The organism is Streptomyces sp. NRRL F-5650, assembly GCF_000721365.1.
Lineage (GTDB): Bacteria > Actinomycetota > Actinomycetes > Streptomycetales > Streptomycetaceae > Streptomyces > Streptomyces ardesiacus.
Genome location: NZ_JOGV01000016.1, coordinates 1 through 26254, shown reverse-complemented (window position 1 = coordinate 26254; position 26254 = coordinate 1). Strand labels below are relative to the sequence as shown.

Annotated in this window: 16 protein-coding genes; 12 read left to right on the top strand and 4 right to left on the bottom strand. The window is 74.2% G+C overall.

Annotation, left to right across the window (positions count from 1 at the left end; genetic code table 11):
- The first annotated feature begins 81 nt into the window (after positions 1-81).
- The 4 genes from IG88_RS0116485 (at position 82) to IG88_RS44290 (ending at position 11235) form a co-directional block, all read left to right on the top strand.
- Positions 82-4752, top strand: a complete 4671-nt coding sequence (locus IG88_RS0116485; protein ID WP_031041050.1) for a hypothetical protein — start codon at positions 82-84, stop codon at positions 4750-4752.
- Positions 4753-4857: 105 nt separating this feature from the next.
- A complete protein-coding gene (locus tag IG88_RS0116480; RefSeq protein ID WP_031041047.1) occupies positions 4858-5844 on the top strand; it encodes a hypothetical protein in 987 nt (328 codons plus the stop codon).
- Between the two features lie 94 nt (positions 5845-5938).
- Positions 5939-7789 (top strand): HSP90 family protein, encoded by a 1851-nt coding sequence (locus IG88_RS0116475; protein ID WP_031041043.1) that lies wholly within the window; start codon positions 5939-5941, stop codon positions 7787-7789.
- Between the two features lie 2 nt (positions 7790-7791).
- Positions 7792-11235 carry a hypothetical protein gene (locus IG88_RS44290; protein WP_031041040.1) on the top strand — a complete coding sequence of 1148 codons (3444 nt, stop codon included), beginning with the start codon at positions 7792-7794 and terminating at the stop codon, positions 11233-11235.
- A gap of 55 nt (positions 11236-11290) precedes the next feature.
- On the opposite strand, the gene IG88_RS0116465 is transcribed toward IG88_RS44290, so the two are convergent.
- Positions 11291-11824, bottom strand: a complete 534-nt coding sequence (locus IG88_RS0116465) for a hypothetical protein (protein WP_078861523.1) — start codon at positions 11822-11824, stop codon at positions 11291-11293.
- Positions 11825-12249: 425 nt separating this feature from the next.
- On the opposite strand from IG88_RS0116465, the gene IG88_RS0116460 reads away from it, so the two are divergent.
- From IG88_RS0116460 to IG88_RS0116435, 6 genes are read left to right on the top strand one after another with little or no spacing between them, the layout of a single operon-like run.
- Positions 12250-15030, top strand: coding sequence for a nitrate- and nitrite sensing domain-containing protein (locus tag IG88_RS0116460; protein ID WP_031041034.1), 2781 nt, complete (start codon positions 12250-12252; stop codon positions 15028-15030).
- Positions 15027-15461: a roadblock/LC7 domain-containing protein gene (locus tag IG88_RS0116455; RefSeq protein ID WP_031041028.1), complete on the top strand. Its 435-nt coding sequence runs from the start codon at positions 15027-15029 to the stop codon at positions 15459-15461. Before IG88_RS0116460 ends, IG88_RS0116455 begins: the two co-directional genes overlap by 4 nt.
- Before the next feature lie 10 nt (positions 15462-15471).
- Positions 15472-15867 carry a DUF742 domain-containing protein gene (locus IG88_RS0116450; RefSeq protein ID WP_031041025.1) on the top strand — a complete coding sequence of 132 codons (396 nt, stop codon included), beginning with the start codon at positions 15472-15474 and terminating at the stop codon, positions 15865-15867.
- Between the two features lie 49 nt (positions 15868-15916).
- Complete coding sequence (locus tag IG88_RS0116445; RefSeq protein WP_031041023.1) at positions 15917-16522, top strand: GTP-binding protein; 606 nt, start codon at positions 15917-15919, stop codon at positions 16520-16522.
- A gap of 52 nt (positions 16523-16574) precedes the next feature.
- A complete protein-coding gene (locus IG88_RS0116440) occupies positions 16575-17384 on the top strand; it encodes a M15 family metallopeptidase (protein WP_031041021.1) in 810 nt (269 codons plus the stop codon).
- 47 nt (positions 17385-17431) lie between these two features.
- Positions 17432-17968 carry an NUDIX domain-containing protein gene (locus IG88_RS0116435; protein WP_031041019.1) on the top strand — a complete coding sequence of 179 codons (537 nt, stop codon included), beginning with the start codon at positions 17432-17434 and terminating at the stop codon, positions 17966-17968.
- Here IG88_RS0116435 and IG88_RS0116430 read toward each other — a convergent pair.
- On the bottom strand, positions 17959-20337 hold the full coding sequence (locus IG88_RS0116430) for a glycoside hydrolase family 31 protein (RefSeq protein ID WP_031041017.1): 2379 nt from the start codon (positions 20335-20337) through the stop codon (positions 17959-17961). The two genes, IG88_RS0116435 and IG88_RS0116430, sit on opposite strands and share 10 nt — an antisense overlap.
- A 214-nt stretch (positions 20338-20551) precedes the next feature.
- Between IG88_RS0116430 and IG88_RS0116425 the strand changes: the two genes are divergently transcribed.
- Entirely contained in the window at positions 20552-22528 is a 1977-nt protein-coding gene (locus tag IG88_RS0116425) for an acetoacetate--CoA ligase (protein ID WP_031041015.1), read from the top strand.
- 120 nt (positions 22529-22648) lie between these two features.
- Positions 22649-23551 carry a hypothetical protein gene (locus tag IG88_RS0116420; protein ID WP_031041013.1) on the top strand — a complete coding sequence of 301 codons (903 nt, stop codon included), beginning with the start codon at positions 22649-22651 and terminating at the stop codon, positions 23549-23551.
- A 72-nt stretch (positions 23552-23623) separates the two neighbouring features.
- On the opposite strand, the gene ptsP is transcribed toward IG88_RS0116420, so the two are convergent.
- Together ptsP and IG88_RS0116410 are read right to left on the bottom strand one after the other, a co-directional pair.
- Positions 23624-25294, bottom strand: coding sequence for a phosphoenolpyruvate--protein phosphotransferase (ptsP, locus tag IG88_RS0116415; RefSeq protein WP_031041010.1), 1671 nt, complete (start codon positions 25292-25294; stop codon positions 23624-23626).
- 86 nt (positions 25295-25380) lie between these two features.
- Entirely contained in the window at positions 25381-25830 is a 450-nt protein-coding gene (locus IG88_RS0116410) for a PTS sugar transporter subunit IIA (protein WP_031041007.1), read from the bottom strand.
- Positions 25831-26254 lie beyond the last annotated feature (424 nt).

Sequence of the window (26254 nt, the reverse complement as noted above, 5' to 3'; positions counted from 1 at the left end):
CCCGCGCCCACCGCCCCCGACCGACCGCCACACCCCGTCGTCCGAACGTCCCCGACCTCCGAAGACTTACGAGAGTCCGCCATGTACGAGCTGTCCCGGGTCCGCCTCTACTCCATCGGACCCGCCGGTGCGCGCTACGCCGACACCGTGCTTGACCTGCGCGGGGTGGGCGAGCCCGTGCCCGATCCCGCGCCCACGCAGGCGGAGTTCTTCGAGGAGGAGCCGGTCGGCCCGCCGCGCCGGCCCGCGCCCGCCGGCGTGCTCTTCCTGGAGAACGGCGGCGGCAAGTCCGTCCTCCTCAAGCTGATCTTCTCGGTGATGCTGCCGGGCCACCGCAACACCCTGGGCGGCGCCAGCTCCGGTGTGCTGCGCAAGTTCCTGCTCGCCGACGACTGCGGGCACGTGGCGCTGGAATGGCAGCACGTGCAGACCGGCGAGTGCGTCGTCGTCGGCAAGGTCAGCGAGTGGCGCGGACGGCAGGTCTCGGGCGACCCGCGGAAGTTCGCCGAGGCCTGGTACTCCTTCCGGCCGGGCCCCGGACTGACCCTGGACAACCTGCCGGTCGCCGAGGCCACCGCCGTACGCCCGCCCGTCGAGGGCGCCTCCGGCGCGCAGGGCAGGCGGCGCACCATGAAGGGCTTCCGGGACGCGCTCACCGAGGCCGGCAAGGCCTACCCGCACCTGGAGGTGCACTGGGAGGAGATCCACGACCGCTGGAACGAGCACCTGGGCGACCTCGGACTCGACCCCGAACTCTTCCGCTACCAGCGCGAGATGAACGCCGACGAGGGCGAGGCCGCCGGTCTCTTCGCGGTCAAGAAGGACTCCGACTTCACCGACCTGCTGCTGCGCGCCGTCACCGACACCCGCGACACCGACGGCCTCGCCGACCTGGTCGGCGGCTTCGGCAACAAGCTCGGCCGGCGCGCCGAGCTGATCGCCGAACGGGACTTCACCGCCGGGTCCGTCGACCTTCTCGGCCGGATCGTCGAGGCCGCCGAGGGGCGCGCCCGCGCCCGGGACATCCACACCGCAGCCGAACGCCGCACCAGGAACCTCGCCCGCCGGCTCTCCGCCCGCGGTGCCCTGGAACGGGTCCGCGCGGGCGACCTCGCCCAACGGGTCACGGCCGCCGCGTACGCCGTCACCCACGCCGAGTCCGCCCGGGACCGCAGCGGTCTCATCGCCGCCGAACTCGCCTACCGGCACGCCTCCCTGGCCCTGGCCGGCGCCGAGAAGGCCGCCGCGGCGCAGAAGCGCGAACTGGCCGACGCCCGCACCCTGCACGCCGCCTGGCAGGCCGCGGAGGCCGTACTGCGCCACCGCGCCGCCGCCGACCGCGTGGCCCGCGTGTCCACCGCCATCCAGGAGGCAGAACGGGACGCGGCCCCCGCCCTCGCCGCCCGCACCAGGGCCGCCGTCGACCTCGTCCGCGCCCTGCACGCGGCCGCCGGAAAGGCCGAGCAGCACGCCAACGAGGAGGAGGAGAGGTCCGCCGCCCTCCAGGAGGTCAGCGACGCCGCCCACCGCGACTCCACCACCGCCGCCACCGAGGCCCAGCGCGCCCGCAGCGAGGCCGGGCACCTGCGCCAGCGCCTCACCGAGGTCGAGCAGGAGACCGCCGAGGCCGTCCGCGCAGGCTGGCTGGACGACAGCGCGCCCGACGCCGACCCCGCCCGCGCGGCCCTCGCCGCCAGCGACGCGGAGAAGACGGCCGTCGCCGCCTGGGACACCGCCCGCGAAGCCGCCCGCCGGACCACCGAGCAGGCCCGCGAGGCCGCCGCCGCCGAGAGCCGCGCCGAACTGACCGCAGCCCGCGCGGCGGACGCGGCCACCGCCGCCGAGCGCGCCCACGAGGGCGAACGGCGCACCGCCGAAGCACTGGCCGCGGAGGAACGGCTCGCCGAACTGCTCGGCCTGGCCACCGGAGCCCGCCCGGGCATCCCCCAGCCCCGCAGGGACGCCGACCACCAGGACCGCGCCGCCGCTCCCGGCGCCCCGGACAGCGCGCTCGGCCCCGAGGAACTCGACCGCTTCGCCGACGAACTGCGCGAACTGCTCGACGGCACCGTCTCCGCCGCCGAACGCCAGTTGTTCGAGCTGCGCACCGCCGCCGCCGACGACTCCCGCATCCTCGGCGCGCTCGGCGACGGCGGACTGCTGCCGCCGGGGCCGGACGTGCTGGCCACCGTCGAGTTCCTGGGCGAACACGGCATCCCCGCCCTGCCCGGCTGGCGCTACCTCGCCCAGGCCGTCGACCCCGCCGACCACGCGCGCGTGCTGGCCGCCCGGCCCGAGCTGGTCGACGGCGTGATCATCACCGACCCCGACTCGCACACCCGTGCCCGCGAGGTCCTCGGTGACGCCGCCCTGCTGCCGCGTTCCGCCGTCGCCGTGGGCACGGCCGCCGCCCTGCTCGCCCCGGCGCCGGCCGCCGGGTCCGGCACAGGGGACGTCTTCCTCGTACCGCCGAACCCGGCCATGCACGACGAGCAGGCCGCCGACGAGGAGCGGCACGCGCTGCGCGCCCGGGCGGGCGAGCGGGACGAGGAGATCCGCACCCTCGCCGCCCGCCTCGGCAAGGACCGTGAGCTGGCGGCACGGCTCGCCTCCTGGCGCACCGGCTGCCCCGCCGGACGCCTCGCGGAGCTGGCCCGCACCGCCGAGGAGGCCCGTGCCTTCGCCGAGGAGACCGAGGCCGAGCTGGCCGAGGCCCGCGCCCTGCGCGCCGAGGCCGACGAGAGCGCCGCCGAGGCCGTCCACCTGCGGGACGAGCGCCAGGAGGCCGCGCAGAAGGCCCGCCGCGCCGCCGACGCCCTCGCCGGACTCGCGTTCCGGCTGCGCGAACGCGCGGGCTGGCAGGCCAAGGTCCGCGAACTGGCCGACGAGGCGGCCGAGGCCGAGGCCCGCGCCCAGGCCTGCCTGGAACGGGCCCGCGCCGCCGACGAGGACCGGCGCGCCGCCCAGCGCGCCGCCGACGACGCCCGCCGCACCGCGCGGGCCCTGCGCGCCGAGCGTGCCGAGATCGCGGGCGCCCCCGACGACGTACCCGAAGAGGCCGGCGAGGACGGCGCCGAGGCGCCCAGGGCGAAGGCGTCCCTGCCCGATCTGCGCGAGGCCTACCGCGCCGCCTCCCAGGTGTACGAGAAGGTCGGCGTCGGCGCCGACCTCCGCGCCGAACAGGCCCGCGCGGAGAGCGACGAGAGCGCCGCCCGCGCGGAACTGGACCGGCTCAGCAACAAGGTCCGCACCCGCGCCGGGCAGCTCCTGGAGTCGCCCGACGGCTCCGACGGGCCCTCCCGGCAGGCCGCCGCCGCCCGCGCCGAGGAACTGGTGCAGCTTCTGGAGACCCGCATGTCCAGCGCGAGCGAACAGCTCGGCCGGCTGCGCGGCGAGGCCGAACGGCACGCGCCCGAGGACGGCGACACCCACACCGACCTGCCCGAGGAGCTCCAGCCGCGCGACGCCGAGCACGCCCAGAGCCTGCTGCGCACCGCGACCGCCGAACTCGCCTCCCGCACCGAGGCGCTCGCCCGGGCCCGCGAGGCACACGCCGAACTGCTCGACGCGCACCGCGCCGCCGAGGACGCGGCGGGCGGCTTCGACGAGACCGCTGCCCTCCTGCGCGACCTGCTGCGCGACCACGCGCCCGAGGAGGAGCAGGACGAGCCCGAGCCCTACGCGGGCGACCTGGAGGAGGCCCGCAGGGCCGCCGCCGAGGCCCGCCGCTCGCTGCGCGGCTGCGCCGCCGACCTGTCCGCCGCCGAGGCCGCCGTCCGCGAGGCGAGCGACGTCCTGGTCCGGCACGCCAACTCCACCCGCTACGAGCAGGTCCGTACCCCCGCCCGCCAGCAGATCCGCGAACTGCCCGCCGCCGCGCTGCCCGAGCACGCCGCCAAGTGGGCGGACGCCTTCGCGCCCCGGCTGCGCGTCCTCACCGACGAGCTGTCCCAGTTGGAGCGCAACCGCGACTCGATCGTGGACCGCCTGCGCGGCCTGGTCGAGTCCGCCCTCGCCACCCTCCGCTCCGCCCAGCGGCTCTCCCGGCTGCCGGAAGGGCTCGGCGAGTGGTCGGGACAGGAGTTCCTGCGCATCCGCTTCGAGGAGCCCGACCAGGCCACGCTCACCGAGCGGCTCGGCGAGGTCGTCGACGAGGCCACCCGCGCCGCCGTGAAGAAGAACTCCGACCTGCGCCGCGACGGCATGTCCCTGCTGCTGCGGGGCGTCGCCGCCGCCCTGCACCCCAAGGGCGTCGCCGTCGAGATCCTCAAGCCCGACGCCGTCCTGCGCGCCGAGCGCGTCCCCGTCGGGCAGATGGGCGACGTCTTCTCCGGCGGCCAGCTCCTCACCGCCGCCATCGCCCTGTACTGCACGATGGCCGCGCTGCGCAGCAACGACCGGGGCCGCGACCGGCACCGCCACGCCGGCACCCTGTTCCTCGACAACCCCATCGGCCGCGCCAACGCCACCTACCTGCTGGAGCTCCAGCGGGCCGTGTCCGACGCGCTCGGCGTTCAGCTCCTGTACACCACGGGCCTGTTCGACACCACCGCGCTGGCCGAGTTCCCCCTGGTCATCCGGCTGCGCAACGACGCCGACCTGAGGGCGGGCCTGAAGTACATCAGCGTGGAGGAGCACCTGAGGCCGGGCCTGCCCCAGCCCGCCCCCGCCGCCGGGGGAGAGGGCGAGGCGGTGCACAGCGAGATCACGGCGACCCGCATGTTCAAACGCCCCGCACAGTCGCCCGCGTGACCACGCTCCACACGTGAAACCGGTGTGGAAATGCAGTGGAGGCATTGTCAGAGGTTCGCTCTATGCTGCTCCAGTTGATCAAGCGGCACCTGGGGAGGGCGCGACATGCTCGGCAAGCTGTTCGGCAAGGCGGGGGAGAGACCGGCGGGGGACCCGCACGCCCTCCCCGCCCCGCGCGGGCGCCGGAACGGGACGTATCCGGTGCGTGCCCTCGGCGACACGCGGGTGCTGGCGCTGGTGGAAGCCGCCGACGCGGGGGACTGGGCCGGGGTGAAGGCCGCGCTGGCCCCGTTCGACCTCGGCCGCGACCACCGGGTGCTCGGTGAACTGGCCGACCTGGACGGGGTGCAGGACTGGATCGGCCGGGCCGTCGAGCAGGACACGGAGCACCGGGCGACCGCGCTGCTGATATCGGGGGCGCGCCACATCGCCTGGGGCTGGGAGGCGCGGACCGCCGACCGTGCCGCGAACGTCACGCGGGAGCAGTGGCGCGTCTTCCACGAACGGCTCGAGATCGCCGAGGAACACCTGCTGCTCGCCGCCGAGTCGCGCCCGGACTGGGTCACCCCCTGGGTCCGGCTCCTGACCTCCGCCCGCGGCATGTCGCTCCCGGACGACGTGAAGCGGACCCGGTACGAGGCCGCGCTGCGCCGTGACCCCCTGGACCTGGAGACCCACCTGGAGCGCGTGTCCCAGATGCAGCCCCGCTGGGGCGGCGAACCGGGGGAGGCGATGAGATACGCCCGCGAGGCGTTCACCCACGCTCCCGAGGGACACCGCCTCGGCTGTGTGGTGGCCATGGCCCACATCGAGGACTGGGTGGAGTCGGACAGCCCGAGCTGCCTCGACCTGCCCTACATCCAGAGGGAGTTGCGGGACGCCGCCCGGCACAGCATCCTCCACCCCGCCTACGAGCGGGGCCCGGGCTGGCAGCAGGACTTCAACATGTTCGCCATGGCCCTGTCGCTGGCCTCGGAAAGCGTCGTCGCCCCGCGGGTCTTCCACGAGCTGGGCGGCGCCTACACGCCCTGGCCCTGGCGCTACATGGCCCAGCCCGAGAAGGCGTACGCCCGCTTCCGCCGCCACGCCTGAGCCGGGCCGGCCCTACCGCGCCCCCGGCGCACACCCCCCCCGCGCCCGCCCCGGCGCCCCTCACTCCTCCATCACGCCACCCCGGGACTGCCCGATGACTCTGCCCGACGCCCCTTCCAACCCGGCCGGCGCCGACCGCACCTTCCAGGTGGACCTGCGCGGCCTCGTCGACCTCCTCTCCCACCACCTGTACTCCAGCCCCCGGGTCTACCTGCGCGAACTCCTGCAGAACGCGGTGGACGCGCTGACCGCCCGGCACACCCTCGAACCGGCCGCCCCCGAGGGCGCCTTCGGCATCCGGCTGTACGCCGACGGTTCGGTCGTCCGGGTCGAGGACGACGGGGTCGGCCTGACCGAGGCCGACGTGCACACCTTCCTCGCCACGATCGGCCGCAGCAGCAAGCGTGCCGAGCAGGTCGCCGAGCAACGCGGCGACTTCATCGGCCAGTTCGGCATCGGACTGCTCTCCTGCTTCCTGGTCGCGGACGAGATCCACGTCCTGAGCCGCTCCGCCCGGACCCCCGACGCGCCCGCCGTGGAGTGGCGCGGACGCGGCGACGGCAGCTACACCATCCGCACCCTGCGCTCCTCCGCCCGGCCCCGGCCCGGCACCACCGTCACGCTGACGCCCCGCGCCGACGCCGGGGAGTGGACCCGGCCGGCCCAGGTGCAGGCACTGGCCCGGCACTTCGGCTCCCTGCTGCGGCACCCCGTGACCTTCGACGACGGCACGGGCGGCGGCACGGGCACCGCCGTGAACCCCGAGCCCGCGCCCTGGGCCCGTGCCCACCCCACCCCCGGGGCCCGTGCGCGCGCCCTGGCCGCGTACGGCGAGGAGGTCTTCGGGTTCACGCCACTGGACACCATCGAACTGGACCTGCCGGCCGTGGGCCTGAAGGGCATCGCCTGCGTACTCCCGCAGTCGGTACCGGCCGGACGCCGCCACGGCCACCGCGTGCACGTCAAAGGCATGCTGCTGTCCGAACAGGCCGAGGAGATCCTGCCCGAGTGGGCGTTCTTCGTCCGCTGCGTCGTCGACGCCGAGAGCCTGCGCCCGACGGCGTCCCGCGAGTCCCTGTACGAGGACGACACCCTCGCCGCGGTCCGCGACGCCCTCGCCGAGAAGCTGCGCGCCTGGATCGCCCGGGCCGCCGCCGGCGACCCCGACCTGCTCGCCCGCTTCCTGCACGTCCACCACCTGGCCGTGAAGTCCCTCGCCGTGCACGACGACGAGATCCTGCGGATGCTGCTGCCCTGGCTGCCGTTCGAGACCACCGACGGGCACACCACCCTCGACGAGTTCGCCCGCACCCACCGCACCGTGCTCGTCACCGCGAACGTGGAGGAGTTCCGGCAGGTCGCGGCGATCGCCTCGGCCGCCGGGCTCGGCGTCGTCAACGGCGGCTACACCTACGACCGCGAACTGGTCCACCGGCTGCCCGAGATCAGGCCCGAGACCAGCGTCGCCGACCTCGACCCGGCCACCCTCACCGCGCACCTCGACCCGGTCGACCGGGAGACCGAACTGGCCGCGGCCGCCTACCTCGCCCGGGCCCGCGAGGCCCTCGCCGTCTTCGACTGCGACGTCGCGCTGCGCACCTTCCAGCCCGCCTCCGCCCCCGCCCTGCTCGTCGACAGCCGCGAGGCCCGCCACGAGCGCACCCGTTCCCAGCTCGCCCGGGAGCAGGAGGGCGGCCTGTGGGGCGACATCCTCGGCGCCCTGCGCCAGGAGGTCCCGCGCGCCCAGCTCATCCTCAACCAGCTCAACCCGCTGGTCCGCACCGCCGTCGCCATCGACGAGCCGGAACTGGCCCGCACCAGCGCCGAAGCCCTCTACGGACAGGCGGCGCTGCTGTCCCGGCGCCCGCTCAGGCCCGCCGAGTCGAGCCTCATCAACCGCTCCTTCCTCGACCTCCTCGCCCACGCCCTCCGCAAGGACCACTGACGATGCCGACCGCACCCCAGACCATCGACGAGCTGTACGAGGCGCTCCAGGCCAACCAGCGGCGCCCCTACGGCCGTACGCGCACCGTCACCGCCGAGGAACTCGCCGACGCCGCCGAGCAGTTCGGCGAGCCGCTCCCGCTCGTGCGCGCGCTGCTCGAACTCCAGGAGGCGTACACGTACGGCTCCGAGCCCCGCAAGTCGCCCGTGGCCTTCGCCCGGCTGCTCACCCTCTTCGACGAGCAGCCCGACGTCTTCGACGAGAACCTGCGCCACCTGGTGTTCTGGCGGTTCAAGTGGGTGGCCGCCGCCCTGCGCGCGCTGCCGGAGATACCCCTGACGAGCCTGCGCCAGTGGCTGACCGAGATGCGCGAGAGGTACGAGAAGGCCGGTCACGGCCTCCAGCCCTACTACGGGCAGGCCTACCGGCTCGCCGCCCACGTGGGCGAGGACACGGACCTCGCATTCGAGCTGTGGGCAGGCCGCACGCGCACCCCGCTCAGCGACTGCGAGGCCTGCGAGATCTGCGAACGCGCCCTCCACCACCTCGCGACCGGCGACGACGAGCGGGCGCTGCGCACCTGGGAGCCCGTCCTGGCCGGCAAGGAGTCGTGCCAGGAGGAACCCGCCCGCTCCATCGCCCACGCCCTGCTGCCCCTGCTGCGCGCCGGCCACACCGACCGGGCCCGGGAGCTGCACCTCGCCGGGTACCGCGGCTGCCGCCGCAACCCCGGGATGTCCGGCGAGGTCGGCCGGCACCTGGAGTTCTGCGCGCTGACCGGCAACGAGGCACGCGGCCTGGAACTGCTCGCCGAGAACCGGAACCTGTTCGACGAGGTCGACTCGCCGCTGGAGCTCCTCGACTTCCTCAACGGCGTCGAGGTCCTCCTCCAGCGCGTCGAGCGACTCGGCCACGGCGAACTGCCCGCCGCCGGCTACCCGGGCCGCACCTGGACGGTGACCGGCCTGCGCGCCGAGGTGCACGGCCGCGCCGACGACCTGGCCGCCCGCTTCGACGCCCGCAACGGCACCACGGCGCACACGGAGCGCCGCGTGGCCCGCCTCGAGCGCACCCCGCTCCTGGAGGCACTGGAACTGACCCTCCGCCCCCGCCGCCTCGACGACGTGGCCCCGGCCGCGCCGGTCGCCGCCCCCGCCGCCCGCAGGGCTCCCGCGGTCCCCGAGTCACTGCCCGAACTGGTCGCCCGCGCACGGGCGCTGGACGAACAGGGGCACCCGGACGCGCGGGCCTGCTGGGCGGAGTTGCGCACCCGTCTCGCCGCCCGCGACTACACGCACCCCGACGACCCCGCCGTGGGCCCGCTCGAGCGGCTGCGCGCCGACCTGCTGGCCGACGAGGCGGGCCGGCTGGGCGAGAAGGACGACTTCGCCGAGGCCGCCGCCCTGTACGAGGAGGCCGCCGGCCTGTACGAGGAGGCGGGAGCGCCGGCCCACGCGGCACTCGCCCGGGCCCACGCCCTCCTCGCCACGGCCGAGGCCCCGGCCCTGACCCCGGCGCCCGTGCGGGCCACCACCGAGCCGTCCACGAAGTCCGGGGCGCCCGCCGGACCCACCGCTGACGCACCCGCACCCGCGCCCGCCGCGGCCCTGGCGGAGGCGGAGGCCGGGGCGTCCGCCGAGGCCGCCGCCGAGCCCGCGGTGCCGGGGGCCCCGTCCGCCGCCGAAGCGGGCGTCGAGCCTTCGGCTGCGGCGGCTCCGGCCCTGGCGGACGCTCCCGCCGGGGAGCCCACGGTCTCCGGGACGGCGCCCGACACGCAGCCCGCCACCGAGCCCCCGGCTACGTCCGGGGCGCCCGCCGGTGCCGCCACCGACGCACCCGCCGCGTCTCTGCCGGGGGCGGTGGCCTCGGACGGTGCCGCCGAGGCCCTCGCCGGTGCCGCGGCCGATACCCGGGGCTCCGCCGACGCCGACGCCGCCGCGACGACCGCCGCGCCGGATTCCGCCGGAGTCCGCGCGCAGGACCCCGCCGGAGCCCCGCCCCAGCCCCCGGCGGACGGTGCCGACGACGACACCGCGGCCAAGGTCGCCGCGCTGAGCGACGCGCACGCCGCCATGGTGCGCCTGCACGAGGCGACGCCCGGCCTGGTCCCGTACCAGGAGGCCCGGCTGCTGCGGCTCAGGGCCACCGTGCTGGGCCTGCGCCTGCAGGCGTCCGGGAGCGACGAGCACGTCGCCCCGGTCCTCGCCGAGGCCGGGCTCCTGCATGCCTTCGCCACCCGGCACGATGTCCTGGGGCAGATCGCCGGTGCCCTGCTGCTGCGGGCCAGCACCCACGCGATCTCCGGCGACCTGCCCGCCGCGCTCGCCGAGACCGACGCGCTCCTGGACCGGCTGAACGCCCACGGTCCCGCCTGGCACCTGCCCCGGGCCCTGGGACTGCGCGCGCGGCTCCGGCTCGGTCTCCGGGACGCGCAGGCCGCCCACGCGGACCTGAGCGAGGCGCTGCGCCTGGCCGCCGACTGGCCGGCCGACGCCGTCGACACCGCCCGCCTCCACGGCGACCTCGCCGAGGCCTGCATGCACCTGGGCCGTCCCGACGACGCGCTGCGGCACCTGACCCGCTCCGCGGAGCTGAACCTCCGCCGCGGCGACCGCTTCGACGCGTACTGCGCCTACAGCAACGCGGCCACGCTCAGCCTCGACCTCGGCCGCGTAGAGGACTGCATCGCCCTGCTCGACTCCGTGCTGGCCGAACCCGACGTCGTCGCCGGAGAGCTGGACGACCGGCTGGTCGCCCAACTGCGCCTGACCCGAGCCCGTGCACTGCACACCGGCGAGGACCTCAAGGCGGCCACCGCGGAGTTCCTCGCCCTGGCCGCCGAGTCGGCAGGCTGGGACGACGACCCGGGCAGCCACGCCATGATCGCCGCGGAGACGGCCGTACTCCTCGCCGAGGGCGGGGAGTTCGGCCGGGCCCGGGAGGCGGCCGACCAGGCGCTGACCGCGCACGCCCGAGCCCCGCGCCACGAGGCGCTCAGCAACTGCCTGCGCGAACTGGCCCGTCTCCAGGCCCAGCAGCAGGGCCCCGAGGGCCTGGCCGACGCGCTCGCCTTCCTCGCCGACGCGGGCACGGTCGCCGACGGGGCCCGTGCCGCCGGGTACGAGGCCCACGGCCGACCCCTGGACTCCGCGCTGGCCTACGAGTACGGGCGGGTCAACGCCTACGCCGGCGCCTACGAGGACGCTCTGACCGCACTGGAGAAGGCCCTCGCCCTGGTCGGCGAGCCGGGGCCGGAGAACAACCGCGCCGGAGAGTGGGCCGAGTGCGTCCGCTTCGCGGCCGCCATGGAGGGCGTCTACCTCGAACGCCCCGCCCCCGCCCTCGCCCGCCTCGACGCGGCCGTCTCCCGCCTGGCCGCCCTGGGGCACACCGAGGAGACCGAGCCGCTGACGTCACTGGCGGCCCGACTGCGCGACGAGGAGTGAGCAAACCGTGGGCGCCGGCGGGGCGGGAGCGGCCGGGCGAGTGCCGTCCGGCCGCTCAGGGGTGCGACAACTGTCCCGCGCCGCCCCGCCGGCCTATCCGCCCGTCGCCCGCCTCGGCGGCCCTGGCCCGCCGCCGCGCCCGACGGCGCTCGCGGCGCATGGCCCGCGCGGTGCTGCTCGGCACCGACACCACCCCGTGCCGCTGGTTCCACACCTGCCGTGTCACCCACACGTCCAGGACGCCCCAGGTGGCCACCACGGTGCCCGCGACACTGGCGAGCACCATCGGGAACGCCAGCCAGGACTCCGCCAGCGTGCACAGGAAGGCCACCATCGCCAGTATCAGCGTCACGGAGACCACGAGGACCGCCCGTACCGCGGCCGTACGCACCGGATCCGGCATCCGCCGGCGCCGAGCGGGCTCCTCGTGCCACAACGGTCGGTACCCCGACCGCCGTTCACCCGCTTCCGTGTCCGGCCCGGCCGCCGGGACGCCGTGCTCCGGTGCCGTGGCGGCCCTTGGTGCGGTCACCCCGGTCACCCCGGTCGCACCGCCCTCCGGCGCCCCGCGCCGCTCCGCCGTACCCATCGCCATGTCACTCCCCACCGCCGGCAGACAGCTCACCCGTGTCCCACGACACGGCTCCCCTCTGGCTGCCCGGCTTGCGCCGCTTTACGCCACCCGGGGGCGGCATGCGGCTCCTGTGGCCGATTCCGCCTTCGTTTCCCGTAGTGAAGGACGAACGACGGGTCCCCAAGATTCCCGGAAATCACGCCCAGTCGAAAAATTTCGGCCATTCCACCCTCACCCCGGAACGACCGCCCGTCGTCCGCCGGGCGGTCCCGGGGACGCAATCTCCCGCAATGGGCGGACAACTGACCATCACCGGCCCGGGGTACGGAAGTACGGCCTCCGGATGGGTCTTCGAGTTACCTGTGGGTCGGTAGTAGGCTCGCGCCGTTTGTTGACGCACACGTGTACCCCCGCCGCAGGGGGCCGAGCTGGGGGAGGCCATGCGCTTTCGCGGGAAGTCGATCCGCCGGAAGATCGTGGCGCTGCTCCTCGTGCCGCTGGTGTCCCTGACCGCGATCTGGGCCTTCGCCACGGTGCTGACGGGACGTGAGGCGGCGCAGTTGTTCAGCGTCTCCACGGTCGTCGAGAAGATCGGCTACCCGGTCGAGGACACCGTCCGCGTCCTCCAGCAGGAACGCCGCCAGACCCTCGTCCACCTCGCGGACCCGCGCGCCTCCGACGGCCTCGCCGCCCTGCAGCGCAGCCGCACCGCCACCGACGAGGCCGTCGCCGAGATCCGCCGCAACGCCGCCGACGGCGACGTGCGGGGCGCCCTCGGCCAGGCCGAGGAGGAACGGCTCACGGCCGTGCTGGACGCCTTCGACGGCATCGGTTCCCTGCGCCGCAGCGTCGAGGACGGCACCGTCAACCGCGCGCAGGCCCTCGGCCTCTACAACCGCCTGGTCGACCCCTGCCACGACCTGCTCGCCAACCTCGCCGTCGTCGACAACGTGGGCCTGGACAAGCAGTACCGCGCGCTCGTCAACCTCTCCCGCGCCCGCGAACTGCTCTCCCGCGAGGACGCCCTGCTCGGCTCCGCCCTGGTCACCGGACGGCTCACCCACACCGAGGTCCGGGACGTCTCCGACCTCGTGGCCCAGCGCACCATGATGTACGACATCAACCTGCCGCTGCTGCCCGCCGCCGAACGCGGCCGCTACCAGCGCTTCTGGAAGAACGCCTCCTCCGCCCCCCTCCGGGTCGCCGAGCAGGCCGCCGTCTCCGCAGACACCGGCACCCCCCGCGGAGTCACCGCCAAGAGCTGGGACACCGCCGCCGGAAGCGTCCTCCAGGAACTCGCCGAACTCGACGACACCGCCGCCGACCGCTACCAGGACCGCGTCGACCCGGTCGCCACCCGCACCATCGTCAAGGCCGTTGTCGCCGGGGCGCTCGGCCTGATCGCCCTGCTGTACTCCCTCTTCCTGTCCGTGCGCGTCGGGCGTTCCCTCATCCGCGACCTCAAGCAACTGCGCCTGGAGGCCCACGAAGCCTCCGGGGTCCGCCTGCCCAGCGTGATGCGCCGCCTGTCGGCGGGCGAGGAGGTCGACGTCGAGACCGAGGTGCCGCGCCTGGAGTACGACAAGAACGAGATGGGCGAGGTCGGCCAGGCCCTCAACACCCTCCAGCGGGCCGCCGTGGAAGCCGCCGTCAAGCAGGCCGAACTCCGCGCCGGCGTCTCCGAGGTCTTCGTCAACCTCGCGCGCCGCAGCCAGGTGCTCCTGCACAAGCAGCTCACCCTGCTCGACACCATGGAGCGCCGGACCGAGGACACCGAGGAACTCGCCGACCTGTTCCGCCTCGACCACCTGACCACCCGCATGCGCCGGCACGCCGAGGGCCTGGTCATCCTCTCCGGCGCCGCCCCCTCCCGGCAGTGGCGCAAGCCCGTCCAGCTCATGGACGTGGTCCGGGCCGCCGTCGCCGAGGTCGAGGACTACGAACGCATCGAGGTCCGCAGGCTGCCGCGCGTCGCGGTCACCGGCCCGGCGGTCGCCGACCTCACCCACCTGGTGGCCGAACTCCTGGAGAACGCCACGGTGTTCTCGCCGCCCCACACCGCGGTCCAGGTGCTGGGCGAGCGCGTCGCCAACGGGTTCACCCTGGAGATCCACGACCGGGGACTCGGCATGGCCGCCGACGCCCTCCTCGACGCCAACCTCCGGCTGGCCGAGACCCCCGAGTTCGAGCTGTCCGACACCGACCGGCTCGGCCTGTTCGTCGTCAGCCGGCTCGCCCAGCGCCAGAACGTCCGGGTGTCCCTGCAGCCCTCCCCGTACGGCGGCACGACCGCGGTCGTCTTCGTCCCCGACGCGCTGCTCACCGACGACGCCCCGGACACCAACGGCGTCGGCTTCCGCCTCGACCGTCCCCGGACCGCGCGGAAGAAGCGGGAGGACGAGCGCCCTTCCGCCCTCTCCCACGGGCCCGCCCGGCTCCCCGAGCGGCCGGCCGCGCTGCTGGACGGTCCGGTCGAACTGGACGCGCCCGTCGACCTCGACGCCCTCGGCCTGCCGGACCTGCTCGACGACCAGGACGGCGAACGCGGCGGCCTGTTCCGCCCGCGCCGCTCCCTGACCGCGGCCGACGACGAGCCGACGGCCCGACGCCCCGGACGGCGACGCACCGAGCCCCGGCACGGCAACGACGCGGCCGACGACGGCCACGAGGCCGACGCGCCGGTCGCGCTGCCGCGCCGCCGTACCCCCAAGCTGGTCAGCTCGCACGGGCGCCCGGTCCCCGAACGGCCCGCCCGGGACTCGGCCGACGAGCCGTCCGTGACCGGCACGGACCGGACGGACCCCCGGGCCGCGCCCCGGCCCGGGACGGACGACCTCCCGGCCCTGCCCACCCGCCGCCGCGGCGACCGCGCCGCGGACCGGACCGCGGACCGGACCGAGGGCCCCGCCGTCGACCGCGACGACGAGCCCCCCGCGCGCGAGGACACGCCGCCCGCGCACGCCGGGACCGGCCCGCTGCCCCGGCGCGTACGGCAGGCCAGCCTGGCACCGCAGCTCCGGCAGAGCCCCGAACCGACCACCGAGGACCGCTCCGGCCCCGCCGACCGCGACGCCGACGAGGTGCGCAGCCGGATGGCCTCGCTCCAGCGCGGCTGGCAGCGCGGCCGGGAGGAGAACGCCGAGACCGACGACCCGCCCGGCGGTACAGCACCTTCAGCACCATCAGCACCACGAGGAACGACTAAGGGGGACGGTCGATGACCGCACCGAAGGCGACCGGCCACACCGAGACCAGGTCCGGCGAGCTGAACTGGCTCCTCGACGACCTGGTGGACCGTGTCGCGAGCATCCGCAAGGCCGTCGTCCTGTCCGGCGACGGGCTGGCGACGGGCGTCTCCAAGGATCTCACCCGGGAGGACAGCGAGCACCTGGCCGCCGTGGCGTCCGGGTTCCACAGCCTCGCCAAGGGCGTGGGCCGGCACTTCGAGGCGGGCACCGTCCGGCAGACGGTCGTCGAACTGGACGAGGCCTTCCTGTTCGTCACGGCCGCCGGCGACGGGAGTTGCCTGGCCGTCCTGTCCGACGCCGACTCCGACGTCGGTCAAGTCGCCTACGAGATGACCCTGCTCGTCAAACGGGTCGGCGTGCACCTGGGCACCGCTCCGCGCACCGATCTGCCCTCCGGCGGGTAAGTGGGATGACATGAGCGCAGACGGTCAGGGAAGAAACCACTGGTTCGACGACGAGGCCGGCCCCGTCGTCCGCCCGTACGCCATGACGCGCGGCCGCACCACCAGCGCGGGCCAGCACCGCCTCGACCTGATCGCGGTGGTCGTCACCGAACCCCACGCGGACGACCCGGAGGCGGACGCCACCCTGTCCCCGGAGCACGTGGACATCGTCGGCCTGTGCCGCGAGAGCCCGCAGTCGGTCGCCGAACTCGCCGCCGGACTCGACCTCCCCGTCGGGGTCGTACGGGTCCTGGTCGGCGACCTCGTGGACAGCGAACTCGTCCACGTCAACCGTCCCGTTCCCCCGGCCGAACTGCCGGACGAGAACATCCTGCGCGACGTGATCAGCGGGCTGAGGGCACTGTGAGCCGGCTCCCGGGCACGTCGGGCGACGGCACGTCAAGGAGAAGAGATCGATGATCTTCGGGCGTTCCCAGCGCGGCGAGCCGCCGGTCGAGCCCGTCACGCTGAAGATCCTCGTGGCCGGCGGGTTCGGCGTGGGCAAGACCACCCTCGTCGGCGCGGTCAGCGAGATCAGGCCGCTGCGCACCGAGGAACTTCTCACCGAGGCCGGGCGGCCCGTCGACGACGTCAGCGGCGTGGAGGGCAAGCACACCACCACGGTGGCCATGGACTTCGGGCGGATCACCCTGCGTGAGGACCTGGTGCTGTACCTCTTCGGCACGCCCGGCCAGGAGCGGTTCTGGTTCATGTGGGACGAGCTGTCCGAGGGCGCGCTCGGCGCCGTCGTGCTGGCCGACACCCGGCGCCTGGAGGACTGCTTCGCCGCCGTCGACTACTTCGAGCGGCGCTCCATCCCGTTCGTGGTCGGCGTCAACTGCTTCGAGGGGTCGGCACGCTACCCGGCCGACACCGTCCGCCAGGCGCTCGACCTCGACGCGGACGTGCCCCTGGTGATGTGCGACGCGCGGGACCGGGAGTCCGTCAAGGAGGTCCTCATCGGCGTGGTCCAGCACGCGATGGCCCAGGCGGCGGACCGCCGCCGGACCGTCACGACCTGAACCCGCCCGGCCCCTTCCCCCGCGGAACCCCGGCCTGGTAGATGCAGGGGACATGACACGACTCTCCACCACCCTCCGCGGTCTGGTCACCGCCTTCGTCGCCGTACTCGCCGTCACGGCCGTTCCCGCCACCGCGCAGGCACGGCCCGAACCGAGGGCCCCGGAGGACTTCGTGGCGCTGCGCGCCGTCGACCCGACGATCATCGAGGAGATGCGCTACGCCACCACCCACAACTTCGTCGGCGAGCGCGTCGACGGCTACGCGCAGCCGCTGTGCATCCTCACCCGCCCCGCCGCCGAGGCCCTCCACCGCGCCCAGACCCGGCTGCTGCGCCAGGGCTACTCCCTCAAGGTGTACGACTGCTACCGCCCCCAGCGCGCCGTCGACCACTTCGTCCGCTGGGCCGAGGACCTCGACGACCAGAAGATGAAGGCGGAGTTCTACCCGGAGGTCGACAAGACCCGCCTGTTCGCCGACGGCTACATCGCGGAGAAGTCCGGCCACAGCCGGGGCTCGACCGTGGACCTCACCCTCGTACGGCTCCCCGCGAAGCCGACCCGCCCGTACCACCCCGGACAGCCCCTGGTGTCCTGCTTCGCACCGCAGGACGAGCGCTTCCCCGACAACTCCGTCGACATGGGCACCGGCTACGACTGCTTCGACACCCGCTCGCACACGCTCGACCCGCGCATCCAGGGCAGCCGGCACGCCAACCGGATGCTGCTCAAGAACACCCTGGAGGACGTCGGCCTGGTGAACCTGCCCGAGGAGTGGTGGCACTTCACCTACAAGCCGGAGGCCCACCCGGACACCTACTTCGACTTCCCGGTCTCCGCCAGGTCGCTCGCCGGCCGTCGCTGACCGGCCTGCCGGAGCCGCCCCCTCCGCGATCGGATACAGTCCGCCGCGTGTCCGAAACTCAAACCTCCGTTCCCAACTCCGCGGCCGGCTCCCACTGTTCGAGCTGCGGATCGCCCTACGGAGAGGGCGTCTCCGGCTGGCCCCGCACCTGCCCCGCGTGCGGCACCGTGGCCTACCGCAACCCGCTGCCGGTCGCGGTGGCACTCCAGCCCGTGTACGACACGCAGGGCACCTCCCTGGTCGTCATCACCCGCTCCGTGCCCCCCGCGCGCGGGGGAGTCGCCCTGCCCGGCGGCTACATCGACGACCGGGAGGACTGGCGGCAGGCCGTCGTCCGCGAGCTCAAGGAGGAGACGGGCATCGACGCCGCGAGCCGCGACGTACGCCTCGCCGACGCCATGAGTGCGGCCGACGGCCACCTCCTGCTCTTCGGCCTGCTGCCCGAGCGGCCCGCCGAGAACCTGCCGCCCTCCGCCGCCACGGACGAGACCGAGGGCCGGCACCTCCTGCGCCGGGCGGAAGAGCTCGCCTTCCCGCTCCACACCCAGGCCGTACGGGCGTTCTTCGAGGGCCGCTACATCTGAGCCGTCCGCTCCGCGAGCCCACGGACGCGGACCGGGCAGGACGGCGCACCCACGCCGTCCTCGCCCGACCGTTCCACGACCACCCGCCGCCCCTCCCAGCGGGACACGTACCGCTCGATCTCCGGTTCCACCCAGCCGTCGCCCGCGTCGGACACGACCAGCCCACCGCCGGTCCGCCCCCGCGCGGGCGCCCACACCTCCAGCTCCGGCGCGCCGTCCTCCCCGCGCACCGCAAGCACCGCTCCCGCGCGCGCGAACACCGGTATCCGCTCCACAGGGGCGTCGACGAGCACCTGCGCGGGCCCCTCGTACGCCCGTTCCGTCCGCACGTCGTACCAGCGTCCCCGCGGCAACCGCACCGCCCGCCGGTCCGCTCCCGGACGCAGCACCGGGGCCACCAGCAGACAGTCGCCCAGCAGAAAGGCGTCCTCGCAGTCCCGCAACGTCCGGTCCTCCGGCGCCTGCCACCACAGCGGGCGCACGTAGGGGGCGCCCGTACGCCGGGCCAGATGCGCCAGCGTCACGAAGTACGGCAGCAGCCGCCGCCGCTCGACGAGCACCGCGCGCGCGTGCCCGAGGACCGCGTCCCCGAACCCCCACGGCTCCCGACTTGCCGCCCCCGGCCCGGCGTGCGTGCGGAACAGCGGCAGATACGCGGCCAGTTGCAGCCCCCGCAGATACAGCTCCGGCGACGGCGCCCGTCCGGACCCGCCCACATCGGGCCCCGAGTACGGCACCCCGCACAGCCCGAGCCCCATCACCCGGGCCAGCGACGCCCGCAGCCCCGCCCAGTCCGTCACCGCGTCCCCGGACCACGTACCGCCGTAGCGCTGCAGGCCGGCCCATCCGGAACGGGCCAGGACGAACGGCCGCTCCTCGGGCGACAGCTCCCGCAGCCCCTCGTACCCGGCCCGCGCCACGCACAGCCCGTAGACGTTGTGCGCCTCCCTGTGATCGCCGCCCCGGCCCTCCAGCCCGTGCCGGGCCGACCGCGGCAGCGTCGGTTCCCCGAAGGCGGCGAACGACGTGGGCGCGTCCAGGTCGTGCCAGAACCCGGCGAACCCCTGCCCGAGCCGTTCCCCGTAGAGCCCGCCCCACCACGCCCGCACGCGCGCGTGCGTGACGTCCGGGAAGACCACCTCGCCGGCCCGCCCCACCCCTCGGACGACTGCCCCCGCGGCGTCCCGCACGAACACGTCGCCGCGCGCCCCCTCGTCGTACACCGCGTTGCCGGGAACGGCCACGACCGCCGGCTCGACGGCCGAGACCAGCCGGACACCCTCTCGGCGCAGCTCCTCGGCGAGCACCGGCAGCTTCGGGAACCGATCCTCGTCGACGGTGAACACCCGCTGGGCGTCGGCGTGCCCCAGACCCAGATGCACCGCCTCCAGCGGCAGACCGCGCTCCTGATGACCGGCCACGATCCGCCGCAGCTCCTGCTCGTCCCCCGAGCCGGAACACGCGTGATGGTGCCCCAGCGCCCACGCCGGCGGCAGCGCGGGCGGACCGGTCAGCGACGCCCAGGTCAGCAGCACGCGCGCGGGGGTCCCCACCGTCACCCAGCACCGCAGCGGACCGCCGTCCATCCGCAGCACACTCCGCCCCGGCCGGTCGTGCCCTGACCCCGCTCCCTCCTCGCCCTCGCGCAACACCACCGTGCCGTCCCACGTCGTGTCGTGGAAGACCAGATGCGTCCCCGCGTCCGCCACCACCATCTGCACCGGCATCGTGACGGACGCCGCGTCCGCACCGGCGGCGGACCGGAGCCCCGGGCCCGAGTTCCACAGGCGGTACGTGCCGTCGCGCAGCCGGGGCCCCACGGACCGCCCGCCCAGCCCGAAGAACCGGGCGTCGGCCGCCACCTCCGACCGCTGCGTCCAGCGCGCCGGCCCGCCGTCGACCGGCTCCCACCAGCGGGGCGGCACCTCACGGCGCAGGACCACACCCCCGGGCGTGCGCACCTCCACCGCACCGTGGCGGGACACGGCCACCGTCACCCGCTCCGCCACCACCCGCCGTCCGCCGTCCTTGTCCGGCTCCAGCACCGCCCGCGGATCCGGCTCGGGACAGCGGCCCGCCAAGGCGTGGGAAGGCTCCGGCCCGGCCCCGTCCCACCCCCAGAACACGGCACCGTTGACCGCGACGAGGACGCGCAGCTCCGACCGCTCGAACCGGACCACACCGCCCCCGGGCCCGGGCACCACTTCCCGCATCGCCCCCGGCACCCGCGCCCGCTCCGCACCCCGCCGGGGCAGCGCGGCGGCATCGGCACGCCGACTGCGCCACGCCGCCCGCACCGTGCGCAACCCCTGAGCCACCCCCGCGGAACCGACCGCCTTCATCGAACGCACCAGGTCACGACCGTCCATGCCGATCACCCTGCCATCGACCACCACGCGCGTGGGCGTCGTTCAACTGCCGTTCACCCGGGGCCGGGCCACATCTGCGCGGCACCGCCTGTGTGAGGCGTGCCCTGGTGCGGAAGTCGATCACGTGGCATCGTCCCTGTCAGCCGCGTCACGCGCACACCCCAGCCCGTGCGCGACAGGACGCACACGACGCGCACAGTCCGGGAGCCGCCCCATGCCGACCGAGAACGCCCAGCCGCTCTGGCAGCCAGACGCGCACCGCATCGAACAGGCACGTATCACCAGGTTCCAGACCTGGGCGGCCGAGCACCACGGAGCCCCCGCCGACGGCGGATACGCAGCCCTGCACCGCTGGTCCGTCGACAACCTGGACACCTTCTGGAAAGCCGTCACGGAGTGGTTCGACGTCCGCTTCTCGACCCCCTACGCGCGCGTACTGGGCGACCGGACGATGCCCGGCGCCCAGTGGTTCCCGGGCGCCACACTGAACTACGCCGAACACGCCCTCCGCGCGGCCGGCACCCGCCCGGACGAAACGGCCCTCCTGCACGTCGACGAGACCCACGAACCGACCCCCGTCACCTGGGCCGAACTGCGCCGCCAGGTCGGCTCGCTCGCCGCCGAACTGCGCACCCTGGGCGTACGCCCCGGCGACCGAGTCAGCGGCTACCTCCCCAACATCCCCCAGGCCGTCGTCGCCCTCCTCGCCACCGCGGCCGTGGGCGGCGTCTGGACCTCCTGCGCGCCCGACTTCGGCGCCCGCAGTGTCCTGGACCGCTTCCAGCAGGTCGAACCCGTCGTCCTGTTCACCGTCGACGGCTACCGCTACGGCGGCAAGGAACACGACCGCAGGGACACCGTCGCCGAACTCCGCAGGGAACTGCCCACCCTGCGCGCGGTCGTCCACATCCCGCTCCTCGGCACCCCGGCCCCCGACGGCGCGCTGGACTGGCAGACCCTGACGGCCGCGGACACGGAACCCGAGTTCGAGCAGGTGCCCTTCGACCACCCGCTGTGGGTGCTCTACTCCTCCGGCACCACGGGCCTGCCCAAAGCCATCGTCCAGTCCCAGGGCGGCATCCTCGTCGAGCACCTCAAACAGCTCGGCCTGCACTGCGACCTCGGTCCCGAGGACCGCTTCTTCTGGTACACCTCGACCGGCTGGATGATGTGGAACTTCCTCGTCTCCGGCCTGCTGACCGGCACCACGATCGTCCTCTACGACGGCAGTCCCGGCTTCCCGGGCACCGACGCCCAGTGGCGCGTCGCGGAACGCACCGGCGCCACACTCTTCGGCACCTCCGCCGCCTACGTCATGGCCTGCCGCAAGGCCGACGTCCACCCGGCCCGCGACCTGGACCTCTCCGCGATCCAGTGCGTCGCCACCACCGGCTCCCCGCTCCCGCCCGACGGCTTCCGCTGGCTGCACGACGAGTTCGCCGCGAGCGGCGCCGACCTGTGGATCGCCTCCGTCAGCGGCGGCACCGACGTCTGCTCCTGCTTCGCGGGCGCCGTCCCCACCCTCCCGGTCCACATCGGCGAGCTCCAGGCCCCCGGCCTGGGCACCGACCTCCAGTCCTGGGACCCGAGCGGCAACCCCCTCACCGACGAGGTCGGCGAACTGGTCGTCACCAACCCCATGCCCTCCATGCCGCTCCGCTTCTGGAACGACCCCGACGGCAGCCGCTACCACGACAGCTACTTCGACACCTACCCCGGCGTCTGGCGGCACGGCGACTGGATCACCCTCACCTCCCACGGCTCCGTCGTCATCCACGGCCGCTCCGACTCCACCCTCAACCGGCAGGGCGTGCGCATGGGCTCGGCCGACGTCTACGAAGCCGTCGAGCGGCTCCCCGAGATCAGGGAATCCCTCGTCGTCGGCATCGAACAGCCCGACGGCGGCTACTGGATGCCCCTGTTCGTCCACCTGGCCCCCGGGGCCGCCCTCGACGACGCCCTCCTGGACCGCATCAAGCAGACCATCCGCGCCAACCTCTCCCCGCGCCACGTCCCCGACGAGGTCATCGAGGTCCCGGGCATCCCGCACACCCTCACCGGCAAACGCATCGAGGTCCCGGTCAAGCGCCTCCTCCAGGGCACTCCGCTGGACAAGGCCGTCAACCCCGGCTCCATCGACAACCTCGACCTGCTCCACTTCTACGAGGACCTCGCCCGCAAACGCTCCTGACCAGCACACCAACGAGCCGGCCGCCCCGAACCGCGGCCGGCTCCCGCGCCCGCCCGACGCCGTTGTCAGTGCCGCCGATTACTGTGAGTGAGCATTGATCGACCGTGCACAGGGGGAAAAATGGCGCACACCGGCAAGACCGACCAGACCATGCGACGCGTCCTGCGCCGTGAGATCGCGGGCACGATCGGCCTGCTCACCGACGAACACGACTTCCACGCCATGCGGCGCTACCGCAGCTTCACCTTCCGCGACCACGCCGTCTACCTCCGCCAGGTCGAGGCCCTCCTCAGGGCCCGCGCGGCACAGGGCACCCACACCACGGTCGCCCTCTTCGACCCGGAGGAGTACGCAGACTTCTGCACGGCGGCCGGCCTGGACGCCGACGCCCCCGCCAGCCGCGCCCGCTTCACCGCAGAACTGGCCGCCCACGGCCCCACCGTCCCGTACGAGGGCCAGTCCCTCACCGACCTGCTGCCCGCCCTGGTCGACGAAGCCGTGCGCCAGGCCACCTGGGAGTACACCTCGACGCTCCTCGCCACCCTCGGCAACTGCGCCACTTGCGGCGAGGACCTCGGCCGGGCCGCCTTCACCCGGGCCTCCCGACTCCTGCACCGCGTCCTGGAGACGGCCCCACCGGGCAGTCGGCACCTGGTCTGCAGCGTCTCCGGCCCGCCGGGGGAGACCCTCGTCTCCGCCCTGTTCGTCGACGAGGAGACCGACGGCACCCCGCACATCGACGAGGCCGAGGCCCTGGAGTTCACCGGCGTCCTCGCCCTCGGCCTGGTGACCCACAGCCCCGGCGGACTCGTCATGCGCATCAGCCCGCGCAGCGGCCCCGACCGCATCCACGGCTGGCGCCTGCGCGGATACGGCCTCGCACCGCTCACCGCCGCCGAGGTCTTCGACGCCTACTGCACCGACATCGAGTCCGGCGACCTCGTCTCCCCCGAATCCAACGTCGACTACTGCGCACCGCCCGACCTCGGGGAGGACCCGCTCCCACCGGGACACCACCACTGAACGCGGACGGGGCGCCCCACCCGAAGGTGGAACGCCCCGCACCACGGCCACATCGGCGACCGCACCCCGGCCCTACTCGCCGGACAGCACCGCCTGCGCGGCGTTCCGTGCCTCCTCGGCACTGTCCGTCGCCCGCGCGGCAGCCGCGGCACGCTCGCACTGCGCCAGCGTGAACTTCGCCAGGGTCGCCCGGACGTACGGCAGCGACGCCGCGCCCATGGACAGGGAGGTGACACCGAGACCGGTCAGCACACACGCCAGCAGCGGGTCCGATGCGGCCTCACCGCAGACACCGCAGCTCTTGCCCTCGGCCTTCGCCGCCTCGGCCGACAGCGCGATCAGGTCGAGCAGCGCCGGCTGCCACGGGTCCTGCAGGCGGGACACCGCACCCACCTGGCGGTCGGCGGCGAAGGTGTACTGCGCGAGGTCGTTCGTCCCCAGCGAGAGGAACTCGACCTCCTGCAGCACCGAGCGGGCCCGCAGCGCGGCCGACGGGATCTCCACCATCGCGCCGAACTTCGCCCGCAGCCCGGCCTCGCGGCAGGCGTCCGCGAACGCCTTCGCGTCGGCCCGGTCCGCCACCATCGGAGCCATGACCTCGAGGTAGACCGGCAGCCCCTCGGCCGCCTTGGCCAGCGCGGTCAGCTGGGTACGCAAGACGTCGGGGTGGTCCAGCAGCGTCCGCAGGCCACGCACGCCCAGTGCCGGGTTCGGCTCGTCGCCCGGCGTGAGGAAGTCCAGCGGCTTGTCGGCACCCGCGTCCAGCACCCGCACGACGACCCGGCCCTCCGGGAACGCCTCCAGCACCTGACGGTAGGCGGTGACCTGCTTCTCCTCCGACGGCGCGTTCGCACTGTCGTCGAGGAAGAGGAACTCGGTACGGAACAGACCGACGCCCTCCGCGCCGGCCTCGACCGCCGCGGGCACGTCGGCGGGACCACCGATGTTGGCCAGCAGCGGCACCTTGTGACCGTCCGAGGTCGCGCCCGGCCCCGTCGCCGCGGCAAGCGCGGCCTTGCGCTCGGCGGCCTCCGCCGCCAGCCGCGCCTTCTTCTCCTCACCGGGGTTCACGAAGATCTCACCGGTGCTGCCGTCGACGGCGACGACCGTGCCCTCGGGAAGCTCACCGGCCCCCGGCAGAGCAACCACGGCGGGCACACCGAGCGCCCGCGCGAGGATCGCGCTGTGACTGGTCGGCCCGCCCTCTTCGGTGACGAAACCCAGGACCAGGGTCGGGTCGAGCAGCGCGGTGTCGGCCGGCGCCAGGTCCCGCGCGATGAGCACGTACGGTTCGTCGCTGTCCGGCACGCCCGGCATCGGCACCCCGAGCAGACGGGCGACGATACGGTTCCGCACGTCGTCGAGGTCCGCCACGCGGCCGGCCAGGTACTCACCGGCACCGGCAAGGAGGGCACGATAAGCGGCGAAGGCGTCGTACACGGCACGCTCCGCCGTGCTCCCGACGGTGATCCGCCGCTCGACGTCGGCCATCAGTTCGGGATCCTGGGCCATCATGGCCTGTGCCTCGAGCACGGCCTGGGCCTCGCCCCCCGCCAGATTGCCGCGCGCCATCAGGTCGGCCGCCACAGCTTCCACGGCCTTGCGGGCGCGCCCCTGCTCGCGCTCCGCGTCCTCGGCCGGAATCTGCTTCGCCGGCGGCTCCAGGACCGCCGTCCCCATGTGCCGAACCTCGCCGATCGCCACACCGTGGCTCACGCCGACGCCTCGCAGCGTTGTCTCCATCTCACCCGTCCCGATCATGCGGCGGGTCCCGCCGCCACTGTGGTTGTCCTGCCGGCCGACGACGCCGTCGTGCGACGGCGCGGGCGTCACTTCCAGAGGAAGAGGCTCTCGCCGGCCTTCACGTCGCCCTTCTCAACGAGGTCGGTGAGCGCTTCGGCCGTGGCTTCCAGGGCCACGACCGGGCAGATCGGCGACTTGCCCGCGGCCTCGACCGCGGCGGGGTCCCAGCGCACCACGCCCTGACCGCGCACCACGGTGTCCCCCTTGTTCACCAGCAGCTCGAAACCGTCCCCATTGAGCTGCACGGTGTCGATGCCGAGGTGGGTCAGCACCCCGTGCCCGCTTTCGTCGACCACGACGAAGGCGTGCGGGTGCAGGGAAACGATGACGCCGTCGACCGGGGCGACCGCCTCGGAGGGCTCCCGCACGGGGTCGATGGCGGTGCCCGGGCCCACCATGGCCCCGGAGAAGACGGGATCGGGCACGGCGGCCAGGCCGATGGCGCGTCCTGCGAGCGGGGACGAGACGGTGGTCATGGGAAGCCTCCCAGGGCGGAGATCTGTACGGGCCGTCACTGCTTGTCCCGGACGGCACACTGAGCAGCAGGGTATGTCATAGGAAGTACCGGTTCCGCATGAGTCTTCCCAATAGAGGTCTAGACCACATCTCTCACGGATTTGCACCCGTTCAGCGGCCCCGTGTACAGTCGTTACTCCTGCCTGAGGTTGAGCGGTGCGATGAGACGCGCCCTGACCGCGGCAGTACCCAACTCATCAGATCCTATCTCTGGACCGCCTCCTGCATGCCCGCAGGACGGTGGTCAGGGGGCCTGGAAAAGCCTGATAGTGTTGGAAACACCGGAGGGAAGCGCCCGGAGGAAAGCCCGAGAGGGTGAGTACAAAGGAAGCGTCCGTTCCTTGAGAACTCAACAGCGTGCCAAAAGTCAACGCCAGATATGTT

Excerpts from the sequence above, each read along its gene's own strand:
- IG88_RS0116485 (WP_031041050.1), top strand. The coding sequence starts at position 82 with ATGTACGAGCTGTCCCGGGTCCGCCTCTACTCCATCGGACCCGCCGGT.
- IG88_RS0116480 (WP_031041047.1), top strand. The coding sequence starts at position 4,858 with ATGCTCGGCAAGCTGTTCGGCAAGGCGGGGGAGAGACCGGCGGGGGAC.
- IG88_RS0116475 (WP_031041043.1), top strand. The coding sequence starts at position 5,939 with ATGACTCTGCCCGACGCCCCTTCCAACCCGGCCGGCGCCGACCGCACC.
- IG88_RS44290 (WP_031041040.1), top strand. The coding sequence starts at position 7,792 with ATGCCGACCGCACCCCAGACCATCGACGAGCTGTACGAGGCGCTCCAG.
- IG88_RS0116465 (WP_078861523.1), bottom strand. The coding sequence starts at position 11,824 with ATGGGTACGGCGGAGCGGCGCGGGGCGCCGGAGGGCGGTGCGACCGGG.
- IG88_RS0116460 (WP_031041034.1), top strand. The coding sequence starts at position 12,250 with ATGCGCTTTCGCGGGAAGTCGATCCGCCGGAAGATCGTGGCGCTGCTC.
- IG88_RS0116455 (WP_031041028.1), top strand. The coding sequence starts at position 15,027 with ATGACCGCACCGAAGGCGACCGGCCACACCGAGACCAGGTCCGGCGAG.
- IG88_RS0116450 (WP_031041025.1), top strand. The coding sequence starts at position 15,472 with ATGAGCGCAGACGGTCAGGGAAGAAACCACTGGTTCGACGACGAGGCC.
- IG88_RS0116445 (WP_031041023.1), top strand. The coding sequence starts at position 15,917 with ATGATCTTCGGGCGTTCCCAGCGCGGCGAGCCGCCGGTCGAGCCCGTC.
- IG88_RS0116440 (WP_031041021.1), top strand. The coding sequence starts at position 16,575 with ATGACACGACTCTCCACCACCCTCCGCGGTCTGGTCACCGCCTTCGTC.
- IG88_RS0116430 (WP_031041017.1), bottom strand. The coding sequence starts at position 20,337 with ATGGACGGTCGTGACCTGGTGCGTTCGATGAAGGCGGTCGGTTCCGCG.
- IG88_RS0116425 (WP_031041015.1), top strand. The coding sequence starts at position 20,552 with ATGCCGACCGAGAACGCCCAGCCGCTCTGGCAGCCAGACGCGCACCGC.
- IG88_RS0116420 (WP_031041013.1), top strand. The coding sequence starts at position 22,649 with ATGGCGCACACCGGCAAGACCGACCAGACCATGCGACGCGTCCTGCGC.
- ptsP (WP_031041010.1), bottom strand. The coding sequence starts at position 25,294 with ATGGAGACAACGCTGCGAGGCGTCGGCGTGAGCCACGGTGTGGCGATC.
- IG88_RS0116410 (WP_031041007.1), bottom strand. The coding sequence starts at position 25,830 with ATGACCACCGTCTCGTCCCCGCTCGCAGGACGCGCCATCGGCCTGGCC.